This window comes from Bradyrhizobium sp. S3.7.6 (assembly GCF_054061875.1).
The window spans coordinates 3,557,156-3,578,272 of record NZ_JBSSEQ010000001.1 but is presented as its reverse complement, the minus strand read 5'-3'; the positions used below and the strand labels follow the sequence as shown (position 1 = coordinate 3,578,272).

Here is a 21,117-nt window from a genome sequence, read left to right as displayed (position 1 = left end):
TACCAAGATTGACGATTCTGGCTGTACCAACCGATGCCGTGATGTCGGCCTTGAGACTGTAAGCCGACGAGAGTCGCAAAACTGGGCTTGGCAAGTTGCTGCAGACACCAACCGACTGGACTTATTCAGTCAGCGGGGCATTGCGCGAGAACGTCGCAATCATAAGTTCGGGATCAATCAAAACGTAGCAAGCGGCGACGGTGTCGCCGCCTGCTCTTTCAAGGCTGGATCAAGGTGCGAGATGTGCCTTGATCTCCGCCGACATCTGCCGAATCGCGGCCTGGGGCTCGGGGTCGCTCTGGATGCCGTTCAGCAGGACGAAGTCGTGGATCATCCCGTTGTAGCGGGTCGCGATCACGGACACGCCGGCCTCCTTGAGCTTGCGCGCGTAAGCCTCGCCTTCGTCGCGCAGCGGATCGTTCTCTGCGGTGATGACAAGAGCCGGGGGAAGCCCCTTCAATTGCTGCAGGCTGGCGCGCAGCGGCGAGACGTAGGGGTTGTTGCGCGTCGCTGCGTCCGGCGCGTACAGATCCCAGCCGTATTTCATGAAGGCGCGGGCGAGAAATCGTCCCGTGCCATATTCGTGGTAGGATCCGGTGTCGACGCTGGCGTCGGTCGCCGGGATCATCATGACCTGATAGCTGATCTTGGGTCCGCTGCGGTCTTTGGCCATCAGCGACAATGCCGCGGTCATGTTGCCGCCAACCGAATTGCCGGCCACCGCGATCCGGCTACCGTCCGCGCCGAACTCTTCGGCGTGGCTCGCCACCCATTTCAGCACCGCATAGGACTGGTCGAGCTGCGTGGGAAAGCGCGCCTTCGGCAGGGACGTGTACTCAACGAAAACACCGATCTGGCCGGAGCCGACCACCAGGTCGCGCAACAGACGCTGATGGTTCTGGAAATTGCCGACGATCCAGACGCCGCCGTGAATAAACAGCAGTACGCCGGGCTTTCCGGTCACGTGCTCGGGCTTCATGATGTAGATTTTCGCGGACTGACCATCCTGGATGATGGTCTGCTCGGTCGTGTTCACCCCCGACATGTCGACTGGCGTCTTGTTCTGAAGCTCCGTCAGGATGTCCTGCGGCTTGGGCTGGGGCAGCTCCCAGAACGGGCTCGGATCCTTGTTGATCTCGCGCAGGAAGGCGCGAACCTGGGGATCGATCCGGGGGTCGGTCCCGGCGTCTGGGGCCGCATCGGCGGCTTGGGTCATGAGGATTGCTCCGAGGCTGAGGATTGCGAGTGAAGAGAACAGTTTCATGGTCAACTTTTGCTTGGGGGTAGATGCACTCGCACAGCTAGCCCGCGCGGAGGGGCTGCCGCTTCTGTCAAATGACCAGTCCGATGACGGGACGGCGATCAGTCCGCGGGGCGGCTGATGCTGGCGAGAACGGGGCGTAGCCCGGACCGCGAGGTGATTCCGGCCTTCGAAAAGATCCGGTGCAGGTGGTACCCGACGGTTCTGTGGGACAGATACAGTCTGGCGCCGATCTCCTTGTTCGAGAGACCTTCGGCGGCGAGTTGCGCGATGTGAAGCTCCTGCGGGGTCAGCGTGTCCCACACCTGTTCGGTTCGCCGGCGGCTGGTTTCGCCCGACGCTCGCAGTTCCTCGCGGGCCCGATCGCTCCAGGGCGAAGCGCCGAGCGCATCGAACATGTCGCGTGCCTCGCGCAATGGAGCCCTCGCATTGGCGGATCTGCGCTGGCGGCGCAGCCATCCGCCATAGGCCAGGAGAAAACGGGCTCGCAGGAACGGCCATTTCTTCGCGGCCGGCCCAGGACCTTGCAGTCCAAGACCTTGCAGGAAGAACGGCTCGGCGTCTTCCGGCGCAGCGAGGAACGCCTTGCCATATTGCAGCATCGTCCCGACCCACGGCACCGGCGTCGGAGCCGAGGCGCGCTCGATCTCATCAAGCACGCGGCTCGCCTCGTCCGCATTGCCGGACGACACGGCGGCCTCCACGAAATCCGCGAGGCCAAAGAACTGAAGGCCGAAATTGAAAGCGGGATCGGCCGGCGTGAACAGGCGTCGCAGATGCTCAAAGGCCTCCCAATGACGGCCCGCGCCGATTGCGGATACGCCTCGTGCGATCTGCAACATGGTCAGCAGGAAACTCGCGCCGATGGACAGGGCCAGGGCTTCCGCCTGCGCCGCATACGCTTCGGATTGCTCCAGATTGCCTTGCATTCCTGCGAGCCTGGCTTTCAGGATCGTGGCTGCGGCAATCCACGGAAGCCCGCCGGTCTCTTCGGCAAGCCGGGCGGATTCCTCGGCCTCCCTCATGGCGCCCCGCCAGTCACCGACTTCCATTTCCGCCCACCCTTGGGCGAAAAGCACCCGGGCGAGATCGCTGAGCCGTCCCTGCATGCGCAGCACGGCACTGGACTCGGCGAGAAAGTTCACGCCGATGTCGAAGGTCCCGATGACATTGGCTGTGCTGCCGAGGATGCTCGCAACGGTGGGGTCGCTGTGCGCCGTTCCCGCAAGCCCCTGAAGCTTGAAGTACAAGTCCGCCCCCCGCCGCAGCGGCTCGACGTAAGCGGATATCGCGATCAGGCGGGGGTCCCCGTCAGGCAATTGCCGCGCAGCCGCATCGTAAACCCTTGCGCAGAGTTCATCGCTTGCGCTGCTCCACCAGCAACGTTGCGCGGCTCGCCAAAGAAGATTGGCGGCCAGATCGATCGCGCCAGCGGCGTGGGCTTTCGCGGCGAACCCGATCAATGCGAGAATCTTCGCGGGATCGTTGACCGCCGGGGGCTGGCTGATCTCACGGCACCAGGCGATCCGGACCAGCGCCAACTGGTTCGTCTCGTCGATGTCGGCCTGCCGCAGCAGGCGCTCCATGAGCTCCGGCTGCCCCAGATCGGCGGCGAGTTCGGCCGCTCGCAACAGCCGGTCGCCTCTCGCCTTCGCCGTGCTGCTCAGCCGTGCCGCGCTTTCCAGAACCTCGATCGCCATCGCCACGGCGCCGCGCCGCAACGCGCGCGCCGCCATCAGGTCGTATTCGCCGGCGAGCTCGTCGTCAGGTCCGATCGTTGCTGCGGCACGATGCCACAATTGGCGGTCGAGCTGATCGTGAATCACGGCAGCAAGCGCGGCGTGGATCCTCTGGCGGGTCGCCGGGTCGGCGGCCTGGTGCATGGCGGAGCGAACGAGCGGATGCCGAAACCTCACCTCCGTCCCGTTGATCTCGATGAGCTTCGCAGCGACCGCGGGCGCGATGGCATCGATACCCACGCGCTCGCCCAACACGGCTTCGGCGGCGGAAAGGATTTCGTGGAGCGATGTCCCGTCGTTCTCCGCCGTCACGAACAACAGCAATTGCGCGATGTGCGGGAGGTCGGACAAGCGACTGGAGAAGGCGCGCTCGAGCCGGTCGGTCAGCGGAAGCCACGGCGCATCTCCAGCGGCTCGTTCTCCGCGGGGCAGCTCCACAAGGGCCAGCGGATTGCCCGAGGCCTCCCGAAGGAAGCGGCTGCGCAGCTCCGCCGGAAGGCCCGGCGCGTTGGCGTCCAGCAAGCGCTCGGCGTCGGCTTGATCGAGCCCTGAAAGGCGCAGCCTCAGGGTGGAGGCGTCGCCAAGCGAACTCTTGAAGTCGTCGCGCATGGCGACCACGAGAACGATCGGGTCCGAGCTCAGTCTGCGCGAGACGAAGGCCAGCACCTCAAAGGTCGCCTGATCCAGCCATTGGGCATCGTCGGCAACAAGCAGCAGAGGCTCGCGCGTCGCCCTTTCGCTCAGAAGAGACAGCGTCGCGAGCGCAACCAGGAAGATATCGGGCGGCCCCGCGTCGTCATGCATGCCAAAAGCGGCCAGCAAGGCCGATCGCTGGCGAGGGACAAGGCCCTCGGCCCCTTTCATCAGCGGACGCAAGGCCTGTTCAAGTGCTGCAAACGGCAAATGGACTTCGGCGAGGACGCCGGTCATGCTCAAGACGGAGAAGCCGCGTTCACTGGCTCTGTGCCTGGCAACATCGAGGAGCGCAGATTTTCCGATGCCGGGCTCACCGCTGATAACAAGCGTGGATCCACCTTGGTCGATCCGTTCGATCAGGTGATCGATCAGCGCAATGTCCTGCGCGCGACCCTGCAAACTGGGGGACGCAAGGGTAGCACCAACCCGCCCTTTCCGCGGCGAGATCGCCTTTTTCGCCCGTCTGGTCATCGCACAACCGTTGGTGAGACCGCACCCTTTCGAACTCGACCGAGGTTAAACGTTACCATGTACCGGGAACCAGAGGAGAGCCATATACGTGATGGCTGCTTCCGGCGTGTCTCGCCTGCTGCAGCAGGCTTTGGCCCGTCGGATTGATACAGGCCTAGCCACGCACCAGCGAGACCAACCAGCTGCGGCCGAACAGGATGAGGATCGCGAGCGCATAGACGATGGTGCCTCCGACGGCCAGCAGCACTAGCATCAGCTCATCGCGGAAGTGCATCGAGCCCAGCATAGAACCGCTGAAGCGCGCGATCAGCCAGAAGGCGGCGGCCAGGATGAGCCCGGTCAGCAGGAATTTGGCGAGCGACATCAGCCAGGCGCGGTCCAGCACGAGAAAGCCTCGCCGTACGGCGAAGAACAGCACCAGCAGCAGATTGGTCCAGACACCGACGGCTGTTGCCAGCGCCAAACCGATCTGGGCGAGCGATCCCATCAGCGCGACCTTCAGGGCGACATTGACCGCGATGCCGGTTAGCGAGGCGCGGACCGGCGTTGCGGTGTCCTTGCGCGCATAGAAGGTCGCGACCGCGCTGCGGATCAGCACGAAGGGGATCAGGCCGACGGCATAGGCCGCGAGCGTGGCGCCGGCGGCGGCGGCATCGGCCTTCGAGAACGCCCCGCGGGCGAACAGCGCACGCATGATCGCGTCGGGCACGGTGATGAAGGCCGCCACGAACGGCACCGAGAAAAGCAGCGTGAAATCGAAGGCGCGGCGCTGCGCCTTCATCGCGCCGTCATGATCGTTGGCGGTGATCCGCCGCGACATCTCCGGTAGCAGCACCGTGCCGATCGCGATGCCGATCACACCGATCGGCAGCTGATTGAGGCGGTCGGCATAATAGAGCGCCGACAGCGCGCCTGCGGGCAGGAAGGTCGCGATGATGGTGTCGGCGAACAGCGCGACCTGCGTGCCCATCGATCCCAGCGTCGCCGGCCCAAGCGCTTTGAAGAAGCTGCGGACGTCCTCGTCGAGCTTCAGCGGCGCAAAGCGCGGCAGGCCGCCATGGCGCGCGAGATCGCCCGCAAGCAGGAAATATTGCAGGAAGCCGGAAATCAGGACGCCCCAGGCGGCGGCGTGGCCTGCGCTGGGAAACCAGGCGGCGAGCGCCAACGTCATCATCATGGAGATGTTGAGGAAGATCGATGCCGCCGCGGCGCTGGCAAAGCGCTGCATCACGTTGAGCATGCCGCCATAGAGCGTCACCAGCGTGATCAGCAGCAGATAGGGAAAGGTGATCCGGGTCAGCTCGATCGCGAGCTTGCGCTGCTCGGCATCCTCGGAAAAGCCCGGCGCCAGAATGCTCATGGCCTGCGGCATGAACAGCCAGGCGACGATCAGCAGCACCACCTGCGAGGCCAGCAGCAGCGTGAAGATGCGGTCGGCGAACAATTTTGCCGCCCCCTCCCCGCGCTCGCCATGGACATGCGCATAGGCCGGCACCCAGGCGGCGTTGAAGGCACCCTCGGCGAAGATCGCGCGGAAATGATTGGGCAGCCGCAGCGCCACGAAAAAGGCGTCGGCCACGGGGCCGGCGCCCAGGATCGCCGCGAGCATGATGTCGCGGGCAAATCCCGTCAGCCGCGAGAGCAGCGTGTAACCACCAACCGTGAAGATGCGTCCGAGCATGCGTCTGTTTTAGAGACTTATCGAACAGAGGTCGATTGCATCTTGCGATGCGCGTTGCTGTGCCCTCTCCCCTTGCGGGAGAGGGCGGCGCCGCCAGTAGACACAAGCTCATTGGGGTGAGGGGCATCTCTCCGCTTTTTACGCGGAGAGATACCCATCACCCGTCTCGCCGCTATCGCGGCGAGCCACCCTCTCCCGCAAGGGGAGAGGGGAAGAGAGACAAAACGACGAATTCAGCCCGCGATCGCGCCGCGGACGGCGGCGATGATTCGCTCCTGGTCGGCTTCGGTCAGGTAGGCGTGCATCGGCAGGCTGATGACGTCCTGCGACAGGCTCTCGCAGCCCGGCAGGCCGCCGTCGGCGACCGGATACTGCTTGTAGGCGGTCTGCTGGTGCATCGACTTGCCGTAATAGATCGCGGTCGGCACGCCCTGGGCCTTCAGCGCGGCGGCAAAGCCGTCGCGGTCGGTGCCCTCGGGGAGACGGATCGTGTACTGGGCCCAGACCGAGGTATTACCCGGTGCCAGACGCGGCACAGTGACAACGTTGGACAGGCCACGCGCGTAACGCTCCGCAACCTTGTTGCGGGCGGCGATCTCGTCGTCAAAAATCTTCAGCTTCTCGATGAGGATCGCGGCCTGCATGGTGTCGAGCCGGCCGGTCAGACCGAGGCGGACGTTGTCGTATTTGTCCATGCCCTGCCCGTGCACGCGGATGCTGCGCAGTGTCGCTGCGAGCTCGTCGTCATCGGTGAAGATCGCGCCGCCGTCGCCGAAGCAGCCGAGCGGTTTGGCCGGGAAGAAGCTGGTCGCGGTGGCGAGCCCGAAGGTGCCGAGCTTGCGGCCCTTGTAGCTCGCACCAAATCCTTGGGCTGCGTCATCGAGCACGAACAGGCCTTCGGCCCTGGCGATCTCGGCGATGGAATCGTGATCGGCGGGCTGGCCGAACAGGTCGACCGGAATCACCGCGACCGGCTTCAGGCCGGCCTTGCGGGCGGTCGCGATGCCGCGCTTCAGCGACTCCGGGCTCATGTTGAAGGTGGCTTCATCGACATCGACGTAAACCGGCGTCGCACCGGTCCGCGCCACCGGCGAGGCGGTTGCGATGAAGGTGAAGGACGGACACAGCACGGCATCGCCGGGGCCGACATTCTTCGCCATCATGACCATCAGGATCGCATCGGTGCCGCTGGCGCAGCCGATCACATGCTTGGCGCCGCTATAGGCCGCAAGCTGCTTCTCGAGCTCGGCGACTTCAGGGCCATTGACGAACTGGCAATGGTCGAGGACGCGCTTGACGGCGGCATCGAGCGAGGCGCCGAGCCGGCGGCGCTGCGAGGCAACGTCGATGAAGGGAATGGGTTCGGAACGCAGATGCTGGTTCATGGTCTGGTTCTTGGCGCCTTCTTGAGTGGTCGGCATGGAAAGGGAATCAGCCGACGACGCGGCGCGGACCCTTGCGGGCGGACGACGTGGCTGCGGGCCGCGACGGTGTTTCCAGGCACTGCGTGGCGATCTCGAGGCTGGCGACGCCTTCGTCGCCGGTGACCGCCGGCGTCTCGCCGTTGCGGACGGCCCTCAGGAACGCGATCAGCTCGGCGCGGAGCGGCTCGTCATGGCCGACCGGCAGATGCCGCATCGAATAGCTGCCGTCCGGCTTGAAGCCGAAGCACTCGGTGACCTGGCGCGTCAACAGATCGCCCATCACGTATTTGCCGCGGGTCGCGACCGTGACGCTGCGCGCCTTGAACGGCGTCAGCCAGTTGGTGTTGATGTGCGCGAGCACGCCGTTGGCGGTGCGGAACTGCAAGAGCGCGATGTCCTCGCGCTCGGCGACCGCGCTCGACAATTGCGGCTGCACCTCGACGATGTCGGATTCGGTGAACCAGCGGATCAGATCGATGTCGTGCACGGCGAGGTCGATGACGACGCCGACATTGGACATGCGCGGCGGGAACGGGCCGACGCGGGTGATCGCGATCGAGAGGATATCTTCGCCTGCGATCGCCTGCTTGACGGCGGCGACCGCCGGATTGAAGCGTTCGACATGGCCGATCATCAGCGTGACGCCGGCCTTTTGCGCGGCGGCGACGATCTCGCGGCCTTCCGCGACCGTGGAGGCGATCGGCTTCTCCACCAGAACATGGACGTTCCTGGCGATGCAGGCGAGCGCGACCTCGTGATGCAGATGGGTCGGCGCGGCGATGGTGACGGCGTCGACGCCTTCGGCGAGGAGCTGGTCGAGGGTCTCGAAGCCCTGGCAGCTGGCAAGCTCGGTGGTGCGCGTCAGATGCGTTGGCGACGGATCGACCACACCGACGAGGCTGACGCCTGGAAGACCCGCGAGCACGCGCGCATGGTTGCTGCCCATCACGCCCGCGCCAACGACGCCAACGCGCAAGCCGGCCTTTGCCGGCGCAAACCCTTTGGAACTCATCTGAGCAAACCCCGATTCAACGCAAATCCCCGGGCCGCTTCTAGCACGGGCGCCACATTTGTGGCGAATGTCAGCCGAGTTGACCGGACACGATTTGATTCAAAAAGTTACACGTTCCCCGGGCCTTAGCGCCAAAAGCTTGCGCCTTCCGGCCCGGGTCGCGTGATTCGGAGTTTGCTGGTTACGACCTTTGATAGTCGTCTTCAATCCGGATGATGTCGTCTTCCCCGAGATAGCTTCCGGTCTGGACCTCGATGAGTTCCAGCATGATCTTGCCGGGATTCTCCATCCGATGCACCGCGCCCATCGGGATGTAGATGGACTCGTTCTCGTGCACCGTCTTGACGGTCTCGTTGACGGTCACCCGGGCCGCGCCACGGACGACGATCCAGTGCTCGGCACGATGATGGTGCTTCTGCAGCGACAGCCGCCCGCCCGGCTTCACCACGATGCGCTTGACCTGATGTCGCTCGCCATTGTCGACGGACTGGTAGCTGCCCCAGGGCCGGTGCACCTTGAGATGCTCCTCGGTGACCTTCGGCGCGACCGCCTTGAGCTTCGTCACCAGGCGCTTCAGGCCGTTGGCATCCTTCTGGCGCGAGACCAGCACCGCATCCGCGGTGGCGACCACGACGAGATCGTCGACGCCTTCGAGCGCGACCAGCGCTGCATCAGTGGTGACGTTGCAGTTGCGCGAGTCTTCGAACACCGCGCTGCCGTGCGAAGCATTGCCTTGCGCGTCCTTCTCCGACAACTCCCACACCGCGTGCCAGGAGCCGACATCGGACCAGCCGCAGGACACCGGCACGACTGCTGCGCGCGAGGTCTTCTCCATCACCGCATAGTCGATCGAGATCGCCTTCGCCGCGCCGAACGCCTCGGGCTCCAGCGTCACGAAGCCGAGGTCGCGGCCGGCATTGCTCACCGCATTGGAGATCGCCTCGACGCTCGCCGCGTCGACCCTGCGGTATTCGTCGAGCAGGACAGTGGCCGGGAACATGAAGTTGCCGCTGTTCCAAAGATAGCCCGAACTGACGTAGTCGGCCGCCTTCACTGCATCAGGCTTTTCGACGAAGCGTGCGACGGCGTGCACCTCGCCGGAGATCACCTCGCCTGGGCTGATATAGCCGTATTCAGTCGCCGGCCGCTCCGGCTTGACGCCGAACGTGACGATGCGCCCGGCGCTCGCGGCGGTGAGGCCCTCGCGGCACGCCGCGACGAAGGCCGCATTGTCCTGCACCACGTGGTCGGCGGCGAGCGCGAGCACGATCGCGTCACTGGCGCGGTTCTGCGCGAACACCGCGCCCGCGGCGATCGCGGGGCCGGAATCGCGCCGCATCGGCTCGAGGATCACGTCGGCCTCGATGCCGATCTCGGCGAGCTGCTCCAGCACCATGAAGCGATAGGACGCATTGGTGATAACGATCGGACGATCGAACAGCGAGGCATCCGACACGCGCAGCAGCGTGTCCTGGAAGGTCGAGCGCGTGCCGAACAGCGGCAGGAACTGTTTTGGGCGCACCTCGCGCGAAGCCGGCCACAGCCGCGTGCCGGCACCGCCGCACATGATCAGGGGGATAATGCGTTTGTCCATCGTCATTTCAAACCTTGAAGTAGTCCCGATACCAGGTGACAAAATTACGGACCCCGAGCGCGATCGGCGTTGACGGTGCAAAGCCGGTGTCGCGCGTCAGATCCTCGACATCCGCGAACGTTTCCAAGACGTCTCCCGGCTGCATCGGTAGCAATTCTTTGATTGCGGTCCGACCCAGCTCCTGCTCCAGAAGCCCGACGACGTGCATCAGCTCTTCCGGATGATGGTTGCCGACATTGTAGACCTTAGACGGCGCATTTGCGGCAGCCGGGTCATCCGCGGGCACCCGATCGATCAGCTTGGATACTACACGGGTGACGTCGTCAATATAGGTGAAGTCGCGACGCATTTTGCCATGGTTAAAGAGCCGGATCGGACGCTCCGCCATGATGGCATTCACGAACAGAAACAGGGCCATGTCGGGCCGTCCCCACGGGCCGTAGATGGTGAAGAAGCGCAGGCCCGTGACCGGCAGCCGGTAGAGATGGCTGTAGGACTGCGCCATCAATTCGTTCGCCTTCTTGGTCGCGGCATAGAAGCTCACGGGATGGTCGGTCCGGTCCTGCACGGCAAATGGCAGTTTAGTGTTGGCGCCATAAACGGAGGATGACGAGGCGTAGACGAGATGACGACAAGAGTTGTTGCGGCAGCCCTCCAGCACGTTGAGAAAGCCCTGGAGGTTGGAATCGGCGTAAGTGTGCGGATGGTCGATCGAGTAGCGCACGCCGGCCTGGGCCGCGAGATGCACGACTTTGTCAAATCGATGTCGCGCAAACAGCGCCGCGATGGTGTCGCGGTCGGCAAGATCGGCCTCGACGAAGGCGAAGCGGGAATCGTTCCGAAGCAGCGCCAGGCGCGCCTGTTTCAGCGCCGGGTCGTAATAGCTGTTGAGATTGTCGAGCCCGACCACGGGCCGGCCCTCGGCCAGGAGTTGCCGGGCGACGTGAAAGCCGATGAACCCGGCGGCTCCCGTGACCAAAATCGCCTGATCCGTCATCCTGTTCCCAAGCGATCTGTTGCCACGCGGTCCCCAAGCCGGCCCCGCGGCGCCTCTTTAGCCGCGGTATCGAGGCCGTCGCAATAGCCCCGCGGCTATTCATCACCGCTCCGGATAAGCGCTATTGCAAGATCGGCGCCAAGACCATACCAAAGCGGCCGAATTCGACGCCTCGCGTCGGGTTGCCTCAAATCTTCGCAAACCCTGTTCATGCGGGCGAGATGCGCCGAATCCTGCTGTCGACGGCCAAAATCCTGATTTCCGGAGCGCTGCTCTACCTGGCGCTGCGCAAGGTCGATCTGTCCGAACTGTTTTCGCGCCTGACCGCGACCAGCCTGCTCTGGATCGCCATGGCGATCGCGGTCACGTTCCTGCAAATCTTCGTCGGCGTGGTCCGCTGGCGCGAGATCAGCGCCGAATGCGGCGCGCCGCTCGAGCTCGGCCGCGCCATGCGCTACAACGTGATCGGCGCGTTCTTCAACCAGACGCTGCCCTCCGCGATCGGCGGCGATGCGGTCCGGCTGTGGCTGGTCGCGCGCGCCGGCGCCGGATGGCGCGCGGCCACCTACTCGATCTTCGTCGACCGCGCGATCGGCCTCGTCGCGCTGGCGATCGTCGTCGTCGCGAGCCTGCCCTGGAGCTACGAGCTCATCACCGATCCGCATGGACGCTCGGCGCTGCTGCTCGTCGATTTCGCCGCGCTCGCGGGCGGCGTCGGTTTCCTGATCTTCGGCGCGCTGAAATGGTCGTGGCTGAAGACCTGGTGGGCCACCCATCACATCCATGCCTGCGCCGTGATTGCCAACCGCGTGATCTTCAACGCCAAGCGCGGACCGATCGTCGCAATTCTGTCGCTTCTCGTTCACGTGCTCGCCGTCGTCATTGCGTGGTGCGTGGTGCAGTCGATCGCCGCACCGGTCAGCTTCGGCCAGACATTCCTCCTCATTCCGCCGATCATGCTGATCACCCTGATGCCGATCTCGATCGCCGGCTGGGGCGTGCGCGAGGCGACGATGGGCCTGGCCTTCGGTTTCGCCGGGCTTTCCGCCAACGAAGGCGTTAACGTCTCGCTGCTATTCGGCGCCGTGCTCTTCATCGTCGGCGCGATCGGCGGCCTGGTCTGGATCCTCAGCGCGGAGAAGGCCGCGAAAGGGTCGGCGCCGCTCGGAGTGCCGGAGTGAGCCCAGCCATCGACGCTGTTGCCGCCATGTCCTCGCTGCTTGCCGTCGCGGTCGCCGCGCTGATGTCGGCGATCATCACCTGGACCAGCCGTCCCCTGCTCCAGCGCTATGCCCTGGCGCGACCGAATGCCCGTTCCTCGCATCGCATTCCGACCCCGCAGGGCGCCGGCATCGCGGTGATCACCGCCACGCTGCTGGTCGCATCGGCCTGGGCCGCCTGGGCGAACGTTGCGATCCCACCGACGCTGGTCATTGCAACGATCGTGATCGCCCTGGTCGGATTCGCCGACGACATCGTGTCGCTGCCGGTGTTGGCGCGGCTCGCGCTGCAAGCAGCCTGCGTCGGCGCGGTCGTGTTCACCGCGCCCGAGACCGCGCGCATCGTGCCGGCCCTGCCGCTTCCGCTCGAGCGCGGCCTCATCCTGCTCGCGGGCGTCTGGTTCGTGAACCTCGTCAATTTCATGGACGGGCTGGACCTGATGACAGTCGCGGAAGTCGTGCCCGTCACCGCGGCGCTGCTGCTGCTGGGACTGCTCGGTGATCTCTCGTGGCCCGCCGCGCTGATCGCCACGGCGCTGTGCGGCGCCATGCTCGGCTTTGCGCCGTTCAACCGTCCGGTCGCAAAAGTGTTCCTGGGCGATGTCGGCAGCCTGCCGATCGGCCTTTTGCTCGGCTGGTGCCTGCTGGAGCTCGCCTGGCATGGGCAGCCGGCTGCGGCGCTGCTCCTTCCGGCCTATTATCTCGTCGATTCCACCATCACGCTGTTTCGGCGCATCGCGCGGCGCGAACAATTCTGGTCGGCGCACCGCTCGCACTTCTACCAGCGCGCCACCGATAACGGCTTCACGGTCCGCCGCGTGATCGGCGATGTGTTCGCGCTCAATCTATTGCTGGCGGTGCTTGCCGTCGTCACCGTTCGCGCGAGTTCGACCTCGGTCACATGGCTCGCGCTTGTCGCGGGCGCGATCGCGATCGGATTCGTCCTGCGCCTCTTCTCCCGCCCTCAGGCGTCCTGAGCCGACAGCGCGAGCCGCAGGCCCTCGTCGAGCGAGACCTGCGGCTGCCAGCCGGTCGCGATCGCCTTGGCGAGGTTGAGCTCGAGCGAGCCGATCAGGCTGTCATGGGTATCCTGCCGACCCATCACGCTGAGCAGCGTTGAGAGCAGGTCCGGCGGCATGCCGAAAAGCCGCGAGTTCTTGCCGGCAGCCTTCGCCAGCCGCTCGATGAATTCGGGCGTCGAGACCTGTTCCGTGTCGGCGACCAGGAAGATCTCGAAATTGCTCATGGGATCGGGGTGAGCCAGCCGGCGCAGGATGAACGACGACAGATTCTGCACGGCCAGGAACGCGCGCTGATTGCGGATCGCGCCAAACGGCAGCGGCAGTCCCAGATTCACCGCGCGCGTCAGCAGCGCGAAATTGCCCTTGGCGCCCGCGCCATAGACCAGCGGCGGCCTGATCACCGAGATCTTCATGTCGCTGTCGCGCGCCAGCGTCCTCAGGCCCGCCTCGGCGGCGGCCTTGGACATGCCGTAGAGGCCACGCGGCGTGAGGATGTCCTGTTCGCTGAACGGCGCGCGGCCTTCATTGCTGCGGCCGTGCACGAGAACGGTGCTGACGAAGATGAACTGGCGCGCGCCCGCCGTTGCCGCGGAGCGCGCCAGGTGCAGCGTCCCAGCGATGTTGACGTTGCGGTAGAGCTGGACCGCGTGCTCCTCGTGCTTGTGATGCACGCGCGCGGCGAGATGGACCACGGCGTCGACGCCTTCGAGCGCCGCTTCCCAATCGGTATCGGGGCCGATCGATTCGATCACGACCTCGTCCTCGATCCCCCCCGGCCTGCGCACCGCGCGGCGGACCGACCATCCCGCGCGCGAGAGCTCAGGCGCGACATGATGGCCGACGAAGCCGCTAGCCCCTGTCACCAGCACGACCGGTTTCCGCTCGCTCATCGTTGTTGCTCCGCCAGATCGGGATTGCGCAACAACTCGTCGATCAGCCCGGCGTAGGCGTTCATCGCGGTCGTCCGGTCGAATCTCGCTGCCGCCTTCACCGCGCGCTCGGCCATGGCAGCAGCGTCGCAACGGGATGCCGCACGGATTGCGTCGACGAGCTGATCGGCGCGGCCCGGCGTCACGACCCAGCCGAGCCCGTTCTCCACCACCGTCAACGCAGCCTCGGCCTCTGGCTCGGAGACCAGCGCCACGGGACGGCCGACCGCCAGCAGATTGTAGAACCGGCTCGGCACCGACACCCCCGCTACGTCCTTCCGGTACGGAATGATCCAGAGATTGGCAGCCGCCAGGAACGCCTCGAGCTCGGCATCCGCGACCCGCGCCACGAAGGACACATTGGGCAAGTTCGCTTCGGCCTGCAACTGCTTCAGCCGCTCGAAGCCGATACCCCAGCCGGACAGCAGGAAGTAGATGTCCGGCTCGTCCTTCAAAAGGCGTGCCGCCTCGAACACGATCTCCGGATCATGGGTGAAGCCGAGATTGCCCGACAGGCCGACAATGAATCGCGCGGAAAGCGCCTTGCGGAACGGATTGTCCTGCGACAGGGGACGTGCCGCGGGTACGAGCGTCGCCCAGTTCGGGATGAAGCGGATCTTGTTCCGCGTCATGCCGGAATAGCTCAAGAGCGGCCGCTCCGCATCGCGGCCGATGGTGATGACGGCATTGAGCGCGCGGAACATCAGGCTGTTGGCCGCGCGCATCGTCCGCGTCACCAACGAGCCGGGCTTCAGGATTTCCGCCATCACGAGAACATCGGGGAAGAGGTCGTGCATGATCAGCGCCGCGCGCGCGCCCTTGCATCTTGCCGCTGCCGCGACCGCGTAAGGTAGCATGAACGGCGCGGTGACGGTGACCACGACGTCACCTGCCCTAAGCTCCCGGATCAGCGCGAAGAAGGTGCGCGCCGCGAACAGCAGTTCGGAGGCACCACGCCGCACCAGCGCGGCCTTTCCCGCCATCCGGTTCTTGATGGCAATTACGCGCGGCTTGCCCGGGCCGGTTTGCGAGGCCGGCAATTCGCCGGGCGAGCCCGACAGCACGATGACCTCGTGGTTGACGGCGACTCGGCAGGCGATCTCCGCCATGATCGCCGCCGTCGTGCTCGGATCAGGCGGATAGTGCTGGCTCGCGACGACGATCTTGCCTTGAGACTGCATGGTCAGGCCGCGGTCGACCCGAATTCCGGAACCGCATCTTTCAGGATGGTCTTGATCGTGGCCCGATCGTCCCGCGCGATCGCCTGTTCCAGCGCCGCGATCCATTTGCGCAGCGTCTGCATCGGCGGCTCGTTCGGCTGCGCGGCCATGATGCCGGCGACACCGATCTCGCGGGTCGGCTCCTCGGAGGCGAACAGGATTTCGTGCAGGCGCTCGCCCGGCCGCATGCCGGTGAACACAATCTCGATGTCGTAGCCGGGCTGGAGACCCGAGAGGCGGATCATGCGCTCGGCGAGATCGACGATCTTCACCGGCTGACCCATGTTGAGCACGTAGACCGAGACGTCGGGACGCTGCGTTCCGAGCGCATGCGTTGCCGCCGTGATGACGAGATCGCAGGCTTCGCGGATGGTCATGAAGTAGCGGACCATGTCGGGATGCGTGACCGTCACGGGGCCGCCGGCCTCGATCTGGGCCTTGAACTTCGGCACCACCGACCCGTTCGACGCCAGCACGTTGCCGAACCGGACCGAGATCAACCGCATCGGCGGCCTGGCACTGCCGCTAGCTGCGGCAAGATCGTGGTCGAGCGCCTGGCAGTACATCTCGGCGAAGCGCTTGGTGAGGCCGAGCATCGACACCGGCTCGATCGCCTTGTCGGTCGAGATCATCACCATGGCTTCGGCGCCGGCGCCGTGCGCCGCATCGGCAACGTTGATCGAGCCGAAGATGTTGGTCTTGACGCCCTCGCTCCAGTCGCGCTCCAGGATCGGCACGTGCTTGAGCGCGGCGGCATGGAACACGATGTCCGGCTTGAACTCCGCCATCAGGCGGATGATGCGCTCGCGGTCGCGGATGTCGGCGATTCGCCCCTCGATCGCGGCCGCCGCGCCGTGCGCAGCGAGCGCTTCCGTGACCGCATAGAGCGCCGGCTCGGAATTTTCCACGATCAGGAGGCGCGCGGCGCCGAAGACGACGACGCGCTCGCAGATCTCGGACCCGATCGATCCGCCGCCGCCGGTGACGATGACAGCCTTGCCCTTGATCAGCGCTTCGAGCCGCGCATAGTCGATCTTTTCGCTCGGCCGCAGCAGGAGATCCTCGACCGCGACGGCCGTGAGGCGCGGCGCATCGCCGCTCTCCAGCGAGGGCATGCGATTGACGATCACGCCCAGCTTGCGCGCGCGCATCAGGATCGATTCCGGATGAGCGTCCGGCTCGAACGCGGACGGCGTCATCACCAGGCGTGCGATCGGCTTGTCGCGTTTGGCGAAGTCGCCGATGACGTCCTCGATGTCGTCGATGTCGCCCAGCACCGGCACGTTGCGGATGAACTGGCCGCGATCGGATCTCGACGGCGACAGCACGCCCACCGGCCAGATGCGCTTGATCGCCCCGCTCTCGATGCCGCGCAGCAGCACCTCGGCATCCGCGGCGCGGCCGATCAGCAGCGTCGGCGCGGCATCCTCGCCCCTCGCATGCCGCCGCACCCGCGTATAGCGGAAATAGCGATAGGCCATGCGCAACGCGCTGAGGGAGGCGATCTCGAGGAACCAGTAGAGGACGATCGTCACCTTGCCGAGGAAGAAGGCGCCGCGGACGTTGGGGGCGACGAAGATGTAGTCGAGCGCCAGGAGGGCAACCGTCAGCACGGTCGCGACCCGGATGATGTTCAGCGCGTCGGGCAGCGAGATGAAGCGCCACTTCGTCGTGGTCAGGTTGAAGAGGAAGAACACGACCACGCTGAAGGCGAGGAAGTAGGGCAGGATCTGGAACAGCAGCGGCAGGCGGTCGAAGAAGCCGTCGCCGCCCTCGAAACGCAGGTAGAAGGCTGCGAACAGCGCCGCCGTGGTCGCCAGCAGGTCGTGGAGCGCGATCAGGAAATTGCGCAAGGTGAGATGCGAAAGACGCGTCATCCGCCGACCGATGAAATCCCAGTTAGATGCAACCTGACCGCGCTGATAGCCCATCTCGACAAGACTTGCCAGTACAAGACTTACCAGTACAAGGCTTGCCAGCCGCGCGGCCGTTCAGGAACCGGCTTCCCCCACCTTCGCCTCGGCGTGTCGGGCCCGGATCACCATGCCGCCTGCAACGCCGACGCCGATGACATACATCCAGCCCTCGTGGAAGTCGAACAGATGGGAGTTGAACAGCGAGGTGAAGACGTTCTGCACCACCACCAGCAGGCCAATCCAATGGGCCAGCCCGTCGCCGCGGAACAGCAGGAGATGCAAGATCCAGATCGCGTAGAGAACGACGATGCCGATGACGCCCCATTGCACGGCGACATTCAGCGTCTGGTTATGCGGATTCCCGATCACCTCGGCGGAGGCCTGGTAGTGGCCGCTGGGCGTCGCGACCGCTTCGAACAATCCGCGCGTCGAGCCGGTGCCGTGCCCCTTGATCGGCGCCTCCGCGAAGAAGCCGAGCGATTTCCGCCAGAATTCAAGCCGCAGGCCCAGCGAGGTCGGCTCGCCCTTTTCGACATAGCGCGTGTAGTCGCTGGCGAAGGTGTCCGCGGTCTTGCGCAATTGCGGCGAGGCCTGCCAGGCGAGAGCGGCGCCGGCGAGCAGAGCGGCCGAGATGATCGCGATGCGGCGCCAGCGCAGGTGCAGCAGTGCGAACACGCCGAACATGACCGGAATGGTGACCAGCGCGGTGCGCGACACCACCACGAAGGCCATGTTGACGAAGAAGCTCAGAGCCAGCGCGATCAATAGTCCCGCGAACCAATAGCGCTTCTCGCGCAGCAGCATCACGATGGGATAGGCGAGCGCGACCGCGCACAGCGCGAATTCCTGACTCTGGTCGATGTAGTTCTTGACGAAGATGCCGCGCTCGAGGTGATCGGGCTTGAGCGTCAGGTTGGGATAGAAGGCCACCAGCCACGACATCACCGAGAGCAGCGCGCAGGACACCAGGAACGCGATGAACATCCAGTGCCCGCGCGACGAGCGCTCGAAATGATAGAGGAAGACCGGCAGCACGAGCAGCTTGACGGTCGGGTTGACCGCATAGAGGCGCGCGCCCCAGGCCGCATCCGACCACAGCGTGCCCACCAGCGCGAGCAGGACCAGCGCGATCGGCGCGGCTGCGATCGGGCGCTTCAGCGATTGCAGGAATGCGCGGACGTCGAGAAACGGCACCATGCAGACCAGGAAAAGAGCGTTGAAGATCGCCGCGAGCGAGGTCGACCAGGGCAGCGAGGCCACGGTCAGGATCGCGAACAGGTCGGCCGTCTCGCACCACGCCGCCGGGCTGCGAAAGCGCCGCCACAGCATCTGGGCGGTCGTCTCCCGGGCGAGCGTCGTCGCTTGGTCCGTCACTTGCCCCCTCCCCGCGCGCGATGGACCAGCGCGGTCGTGCTGAAGCCCTGGAGGATGTCGACCAGCACGACGATTCCGCCGGCGGCTTCGACGACCTCGTGGCCGACCACCTGCTCGCGGGTGTAGTCGCCGCCCTTCACCAGCGCGCTCGGCTTGATCCGGGTGATCAAATCGATCGGCGTATCCTCCTCGAAGATGACGACGAGATCGACGGCTTCGAGCGCCGCGAGCACTTCCGCACGCGCCCGCTCGTCCTGAACCGGGCGATCGGCGCCCTTCAGCCGCCGCACCGAGGCATCGCTGTTGAGGCCGACGATCAGGCGATCGCAGGCTCCGCGCGCCGCGGTCAACACCTTGACGTGGCCGGGATGCAGGATGTCGAAGCAGCCATTGGTGAAGCCGACGCGCAGGTCCTGCCGGCGCCATTCCGCGAGCTGTGCGTCGAGCGTATCAGGCTCGAGCACGATCTTCTCCTCAGCCGCGAGATAAGCATGCGGCAGGATCTTCCGCCGCAGCTCGGCCGCGCTCACGCTGGCCGTGCCTTGCTTGCCGACGGCGACGGCAGCGGCCGCATTGGCCATCCGCAACGCCGTGTCCCAGTCCGCGCCTGCCGCGAGCGACACCGCAAGCGCGGCGGCGACGGTGTCACCGGCACCGGAGACGTCGCGCACCTTCACGGGGACAGCCGGAACGTGAACGGCCTCGCCATTGCGCGGCACCAGCGTCATGCCGTGCTCGCCTTGCGTGACCAGGATCGCCTCGCAATCGGCGAGCCGCATCACGTCCTCGCTGGCATCGACGATGCTCTGCGGCGTGTCGGCGCGGCTGCGCGTCGCCTCCGAAAATTCCTTGCGATTGGGCGTGAGCAGCGTGGCGCCGCGATAGATCGCCCAGTTCAGGCTCTTGGGATCGACGATCACGGGCTTGCCGAGCGTTCGCGCGGCGTCGATGGTGTGGCGGATCACCCGCGCGGTCAGCACGCCCTTGGCGTAGTCGGAGAGCAGCACGATGTCGGCGCGCGCGATCTGCGGCAGGATTGCGTCGATCAGCGTGGTCTCGATGTCGTCGGAGGCAGGCACCGCCTGCTCCCAATCCGCGCGCAGCATATGCGTGGAAAAATGCTCGGAGACGAAGCGGACTTTTCGCGTGGTCGGCCGCGACGGATCGCACACCAGCACGCTTTCGATGCCGGCATGCTCCGCAAGTGCCGCTTCGAGCCGCTTGCCCGCATCGTCCTCGCCGACGAGGCCGACGAAGATGCAGCGCGCCCCGAGGGAGGCGATATTGCGCGCGACATTGCCGGCGCCGCCGATATGGATCTCGCTGCGCTGGGCGGCGATGACAGGCGCCGGCGCTTCCGGCGAGATCCGCGACACCTCGCCATAGACGAACTCGTCCAGCATGATGTCGCCGATGCACAGCACCGTACGGCCTGAGATGGCTTGCGCGAGAGCGTCGAAATCGAGAATGGGGGTCGGCATGGTCCTTGAAGCCTCAGCGGAAGCGGTCTGGCCGGTCGAGATAATCGCCGACATAGGCTTTCACCGCATCCTCGAGCGTCGTGAAGCCGCCGTTATAGCCGGCGCGGCGCAGGCGATCGACCTCGCTCTGGGTGAAGTATTGATAGCTGCCGCGGATCTGCTCGGGCATGTCGACGTATTCGATGTTGGGCCTGGTGCCGACCGCGGCATAGGCAGCTAGCATCAGATCCCTGAAGCTGCGCGCCTTGCCGGTGCCGACGTTGAAGAGACCGGACACCGACGGCGTCGCCAGCAGCCACATGACGACGCGGACGACGTCGTCGACATAAATGAAATCGCGGCGCTGATCGCCGTCGGCGATGCCCTCGCGGTGCGACTTGAACAGCTGCACGACGCGGCCCGCCCTCACATCATCGAAGCGGCGCGCCAGCACGCTCATCATCGAGCCCTTGTGGTATTCGTTGGGGCCGAACACGTTGAAGAATTTCAGTCCAGCCCATTGCGGCGGCAGCTTCTCGCCGCGCGCGACGCGCTCGGCGACGGCGAGATCGAACAGGTGCTTGCTCCAGCCGTAGAGATTCATCGGCCGCAGTTTCTTCAATGCGGGCAGTGAGGCGTCGTCGTCAAAGCCGTCGGCACCATCGCCATAGGTCGCGGCCGACGAGGCGTAGATCAACGGCACCGCATCCGCCGTGCACCAGTCCAACAGGCGCATCGACAGGCGAAAATTGGTCTCGATCACGAGGTCGCCGTCGGTCGCGGTGGTCTCGGAAATCGCCCCGAGATGGATCACGGCGTCGAGCTTGCGGCCCTTCAGCCAGTCGAGCAGCTCGGCCGGCGGGACGATATCCACAAGCTGGCGCTTGGCGAGGTTTCGCCACTTGCCCTCGGTCCCGAGGAGATCGCAGACGACGACATCGCTGCGACCGACCTCGTTCAGCGCGGCGACGACATTCGATCCGATAAAACCGGCCCCACCGGTCACCAGCAACATTCCACCTACCCTGCCAGGTTTTGCCCTGCCCGATTTTCACGGCCCGGTCCTGCCCTAGCGCATGATCCGCCAAAGTGTAAGCGGTT

At 65.4% G+C, this 21,117-nt stretch carries 15 protein-coding genes; 2 read left to right on the top strand and 13 right to left on the bottom strand.

Annotation, left to right across the window (positions count from 1 at the left end; genetic code table 11):
* Positions 1 to 229 precede the first annotated feature (229 nt).
* The 7 genes from ACVJ5M_RS16835 to ACVJ5M_RS16805 all read right to left on the bottom strand — a co-directional run bounded on the left by ACVJ5M_RS16835 (position 230) and on the right by ACVJ5M_RS16805 (position 10,875).
* Positions 230 to 1,216 carry an alpha/beta hydrolase gene (locus ACVJ5M_RS16835; protein WP_354099804.1) on the bottom strand — a complete coding sequence of 329 codons (987 nt, stop codon included), beginning with the start codon at positions 1,214 to 1,216 and terminating at the stop codon, positions 230 to 232.
* A gap of 146 nt (positions 1,217 to 1,362) precedes the next feature.
* Positions 1,363 to 4,167: a helix-turn-helix transcriptional regulator gene (locus ACVJ5M_RS16830; RefSeq protein ID WP_354099805.1), complete on the bottom strand. Its 2,805-nt coding sequence runs from the start codon at positions 4,165 to 4,167 to the stop codon at positions 1,363 to 1,365.
* Positions 4,168 to 4,321: 154 nt separating this feature from the next.
* Positions 4,322 to 5,848, bottom strand: a complete 1,527-nt coding sequence (murJ, locus tag ACVJ5M_RS16825) for a murein biosynthesis integral membrane protein MurJ (RefSeq protein WP_354099806.1) — start codon at positions 5,846 to 5,848, stop codon at positions 4,322 to 4,324.
* 233 nt (positions 5,849 to 6,081) lie between these two features.
* Positions 6,082 to 7,269 carry a DegT/DnrJ/EryC1/StrS family aminotransferase gene (locus tag ACVJ5M_RS16820; protein WP_354095698.1) on the bottom strand — a complete coding sequence of 396 codons (1,188 nt, stop codon included), beginning with the start codon at positions 7,267 to 7,269 and terminating at the stop codon, positions 6,082 to 6,084.
* A gap of 10 nt (positions 7,270 to 7,279) precedes the next feature.
* Positions 7,280 to 8,284 (bottom strand): Gfo/Idh/MocA family protein, encoded by a 1,005-nt coding sequence (locus tag ACVJ5M_RS16815; RefSeq protein WP_354095697.1) that lies wholly within the window; start codon positions 8,282 to 8,284, stop codon positions 7,280 to 7,282.
* A 181-nt stretch (positions 8,285 to 8,465) separates the two neighbouring features.
* A complete protein-coding gene (locus tag ACVJ5M_RS16810) occupies positions 8,466 to 9,878 on the bottom strand; it encodes a mannose-1-phosphate guanylyltransferase/mannose-6-phosphate isomerase (protein ID WP_071917338.1) in 1,413 nt (470 codons plus the stop codon).
* Positions 9,879 to 9,885: 7 nt separating this feature from the next.
* Positions 9,886 to 10,875, bottom strand: a complete 990-nt coding sequence (locus ACVJ5M_RS16805) for an SDR family NAD(P)-dependent oxidoreductase (RefSeq protein WP_259256759.1) — start codon at positions 10,873 to 10,875, stop codon at positions 9,886 to 9,888.
* A gap of 221 nt (positions 10,876 to 11,096) precedes the next feature.
* Between ACVJ5M_RS16805 and ACVJ5M_RS16800 the strand changes: the two genes are divergently transcribed.
* Complete coding sequence (locus ACVJ5M_RS16800) at positions 11,097 to 12,056, top strand: lysylphosphatidylglycerol synthase transmembrane domain-containing protein (protein ID WP_028153035.1); 960 nt, start codon at positions 11,097 to 11,099, stop codon at positions 12,054 to 12,056.
* The gene (locus ACVJ5M_RS16795) at positions 12,053 to 13,072 is read left to right on the top strand and encodes an MraY family glycosyltransferase (protein ID WP_354099807.1); all 1,020 of its coding nucleotides are present in this window, start codon (positions 12,053 to 12,055) and stop codon (positions 13,070 to 13,072) included. Before ACVJ5M_RS16800 ends, ACVJ5M_RS16795 begins: the two co-directional genes overlap by 4 nt.
* Here the strand turns inward: ACVJ5M_RS16795 and ACVJ5M_RS16790 are convergent.
* The 6 genes from ACVJ5M_RS16790 to rfaD all read right to left on the bottom strand — a co-directional run bounded on the left by ACVJ5M_RS16790 (position 13,060) and on the right by rfaD (position 21,031).
* A complete protein-coding gene (locus ACVJ5M_RS16790) occupies positions 13,060 to 14,007 on the bottom strand; it encodes an NAD-dependent epimerase/dehydratase family protein (RefSeq protein ID WP_354099808.1) in 948 nt (315 codons plus the stop codon). The two genes, ACVJ5M_RS16795 and ACVJ5M_RS16790, sit on opposite strands and share 13 nt — an antisense overlap.
* The gene (locus ACVJ5M_RS16785; RefSeq protein WP_354099809.1) at positions 14,004 to 15,227 is read right to left on the bottom strand and encodes a glycosyltransferase family 4 protein; all 1,224 of its coding nucleotides are present in this window, start codon (positions 15,225 to 15,227) and stop codon (positions 14,004 to 14,006) included. Before ACVJ5M_RS16785 ends, ACVJ5M_RS16790 begins: the two co-directional genes overlap by 4 nt.
* A gap of 2 nt (positions 15,228 to 15,229) precedes the next feature.
* Complete coding sequence (locus ACVJ5M_RS16780; protein ID WP_354099810.1) at positions 15,230 to 17,143, bottom strand: SDR family NAD(P)-dependent oxidoreductase; 1,914 nt, start codon at positions 17,141 to 17,143, stop codon at positions 15,230 to 15,232.
* 114 nt (positions 17,144 to 17,257) lie between these two features.
* Positions 17,258 to 18,511, bottom strand: a complete 1,254-nt coding sequence (locus ACVJ5M_RS16775; protein WP_354099826.1) for an O-antigen ligase family protein — start codon at positions 18,509 to 18,511, stop codon at positions 17,258 to 17,260.
* A 41-nt stretch (positions 18,512 to 18,552) separates the two neighbouring features.
* Positions 18,553 to 20,037, bottom strand: a complete 1,485-nt coding sequence (gene rfaE1 / locus ACVJ5M_RS16770; protein ID WP_028153510.1) for a D-glycero-beta-D-manno-heptose-7-phosphate kinase — start codon at positions 20,035 to 20,037, stop codon at positions 18,553 to 18,555.
* Between the two features lie 13 nt (positions 20,038 to 20,050).
* A complete protein-coding gene (gene rfaD, locus ACVJ5M_RS16765; RefSeq protein ID WP_354099811.1) occupies positions 20,051 to 21,031 on the bottom strand; it encodes an ADP-glyceromanno-heptose 6-epimerase in 981 nt (326 codons plus the stop codon).
* Positions 21,032 to 21,117: the final 86 nt, after the last annotated feature.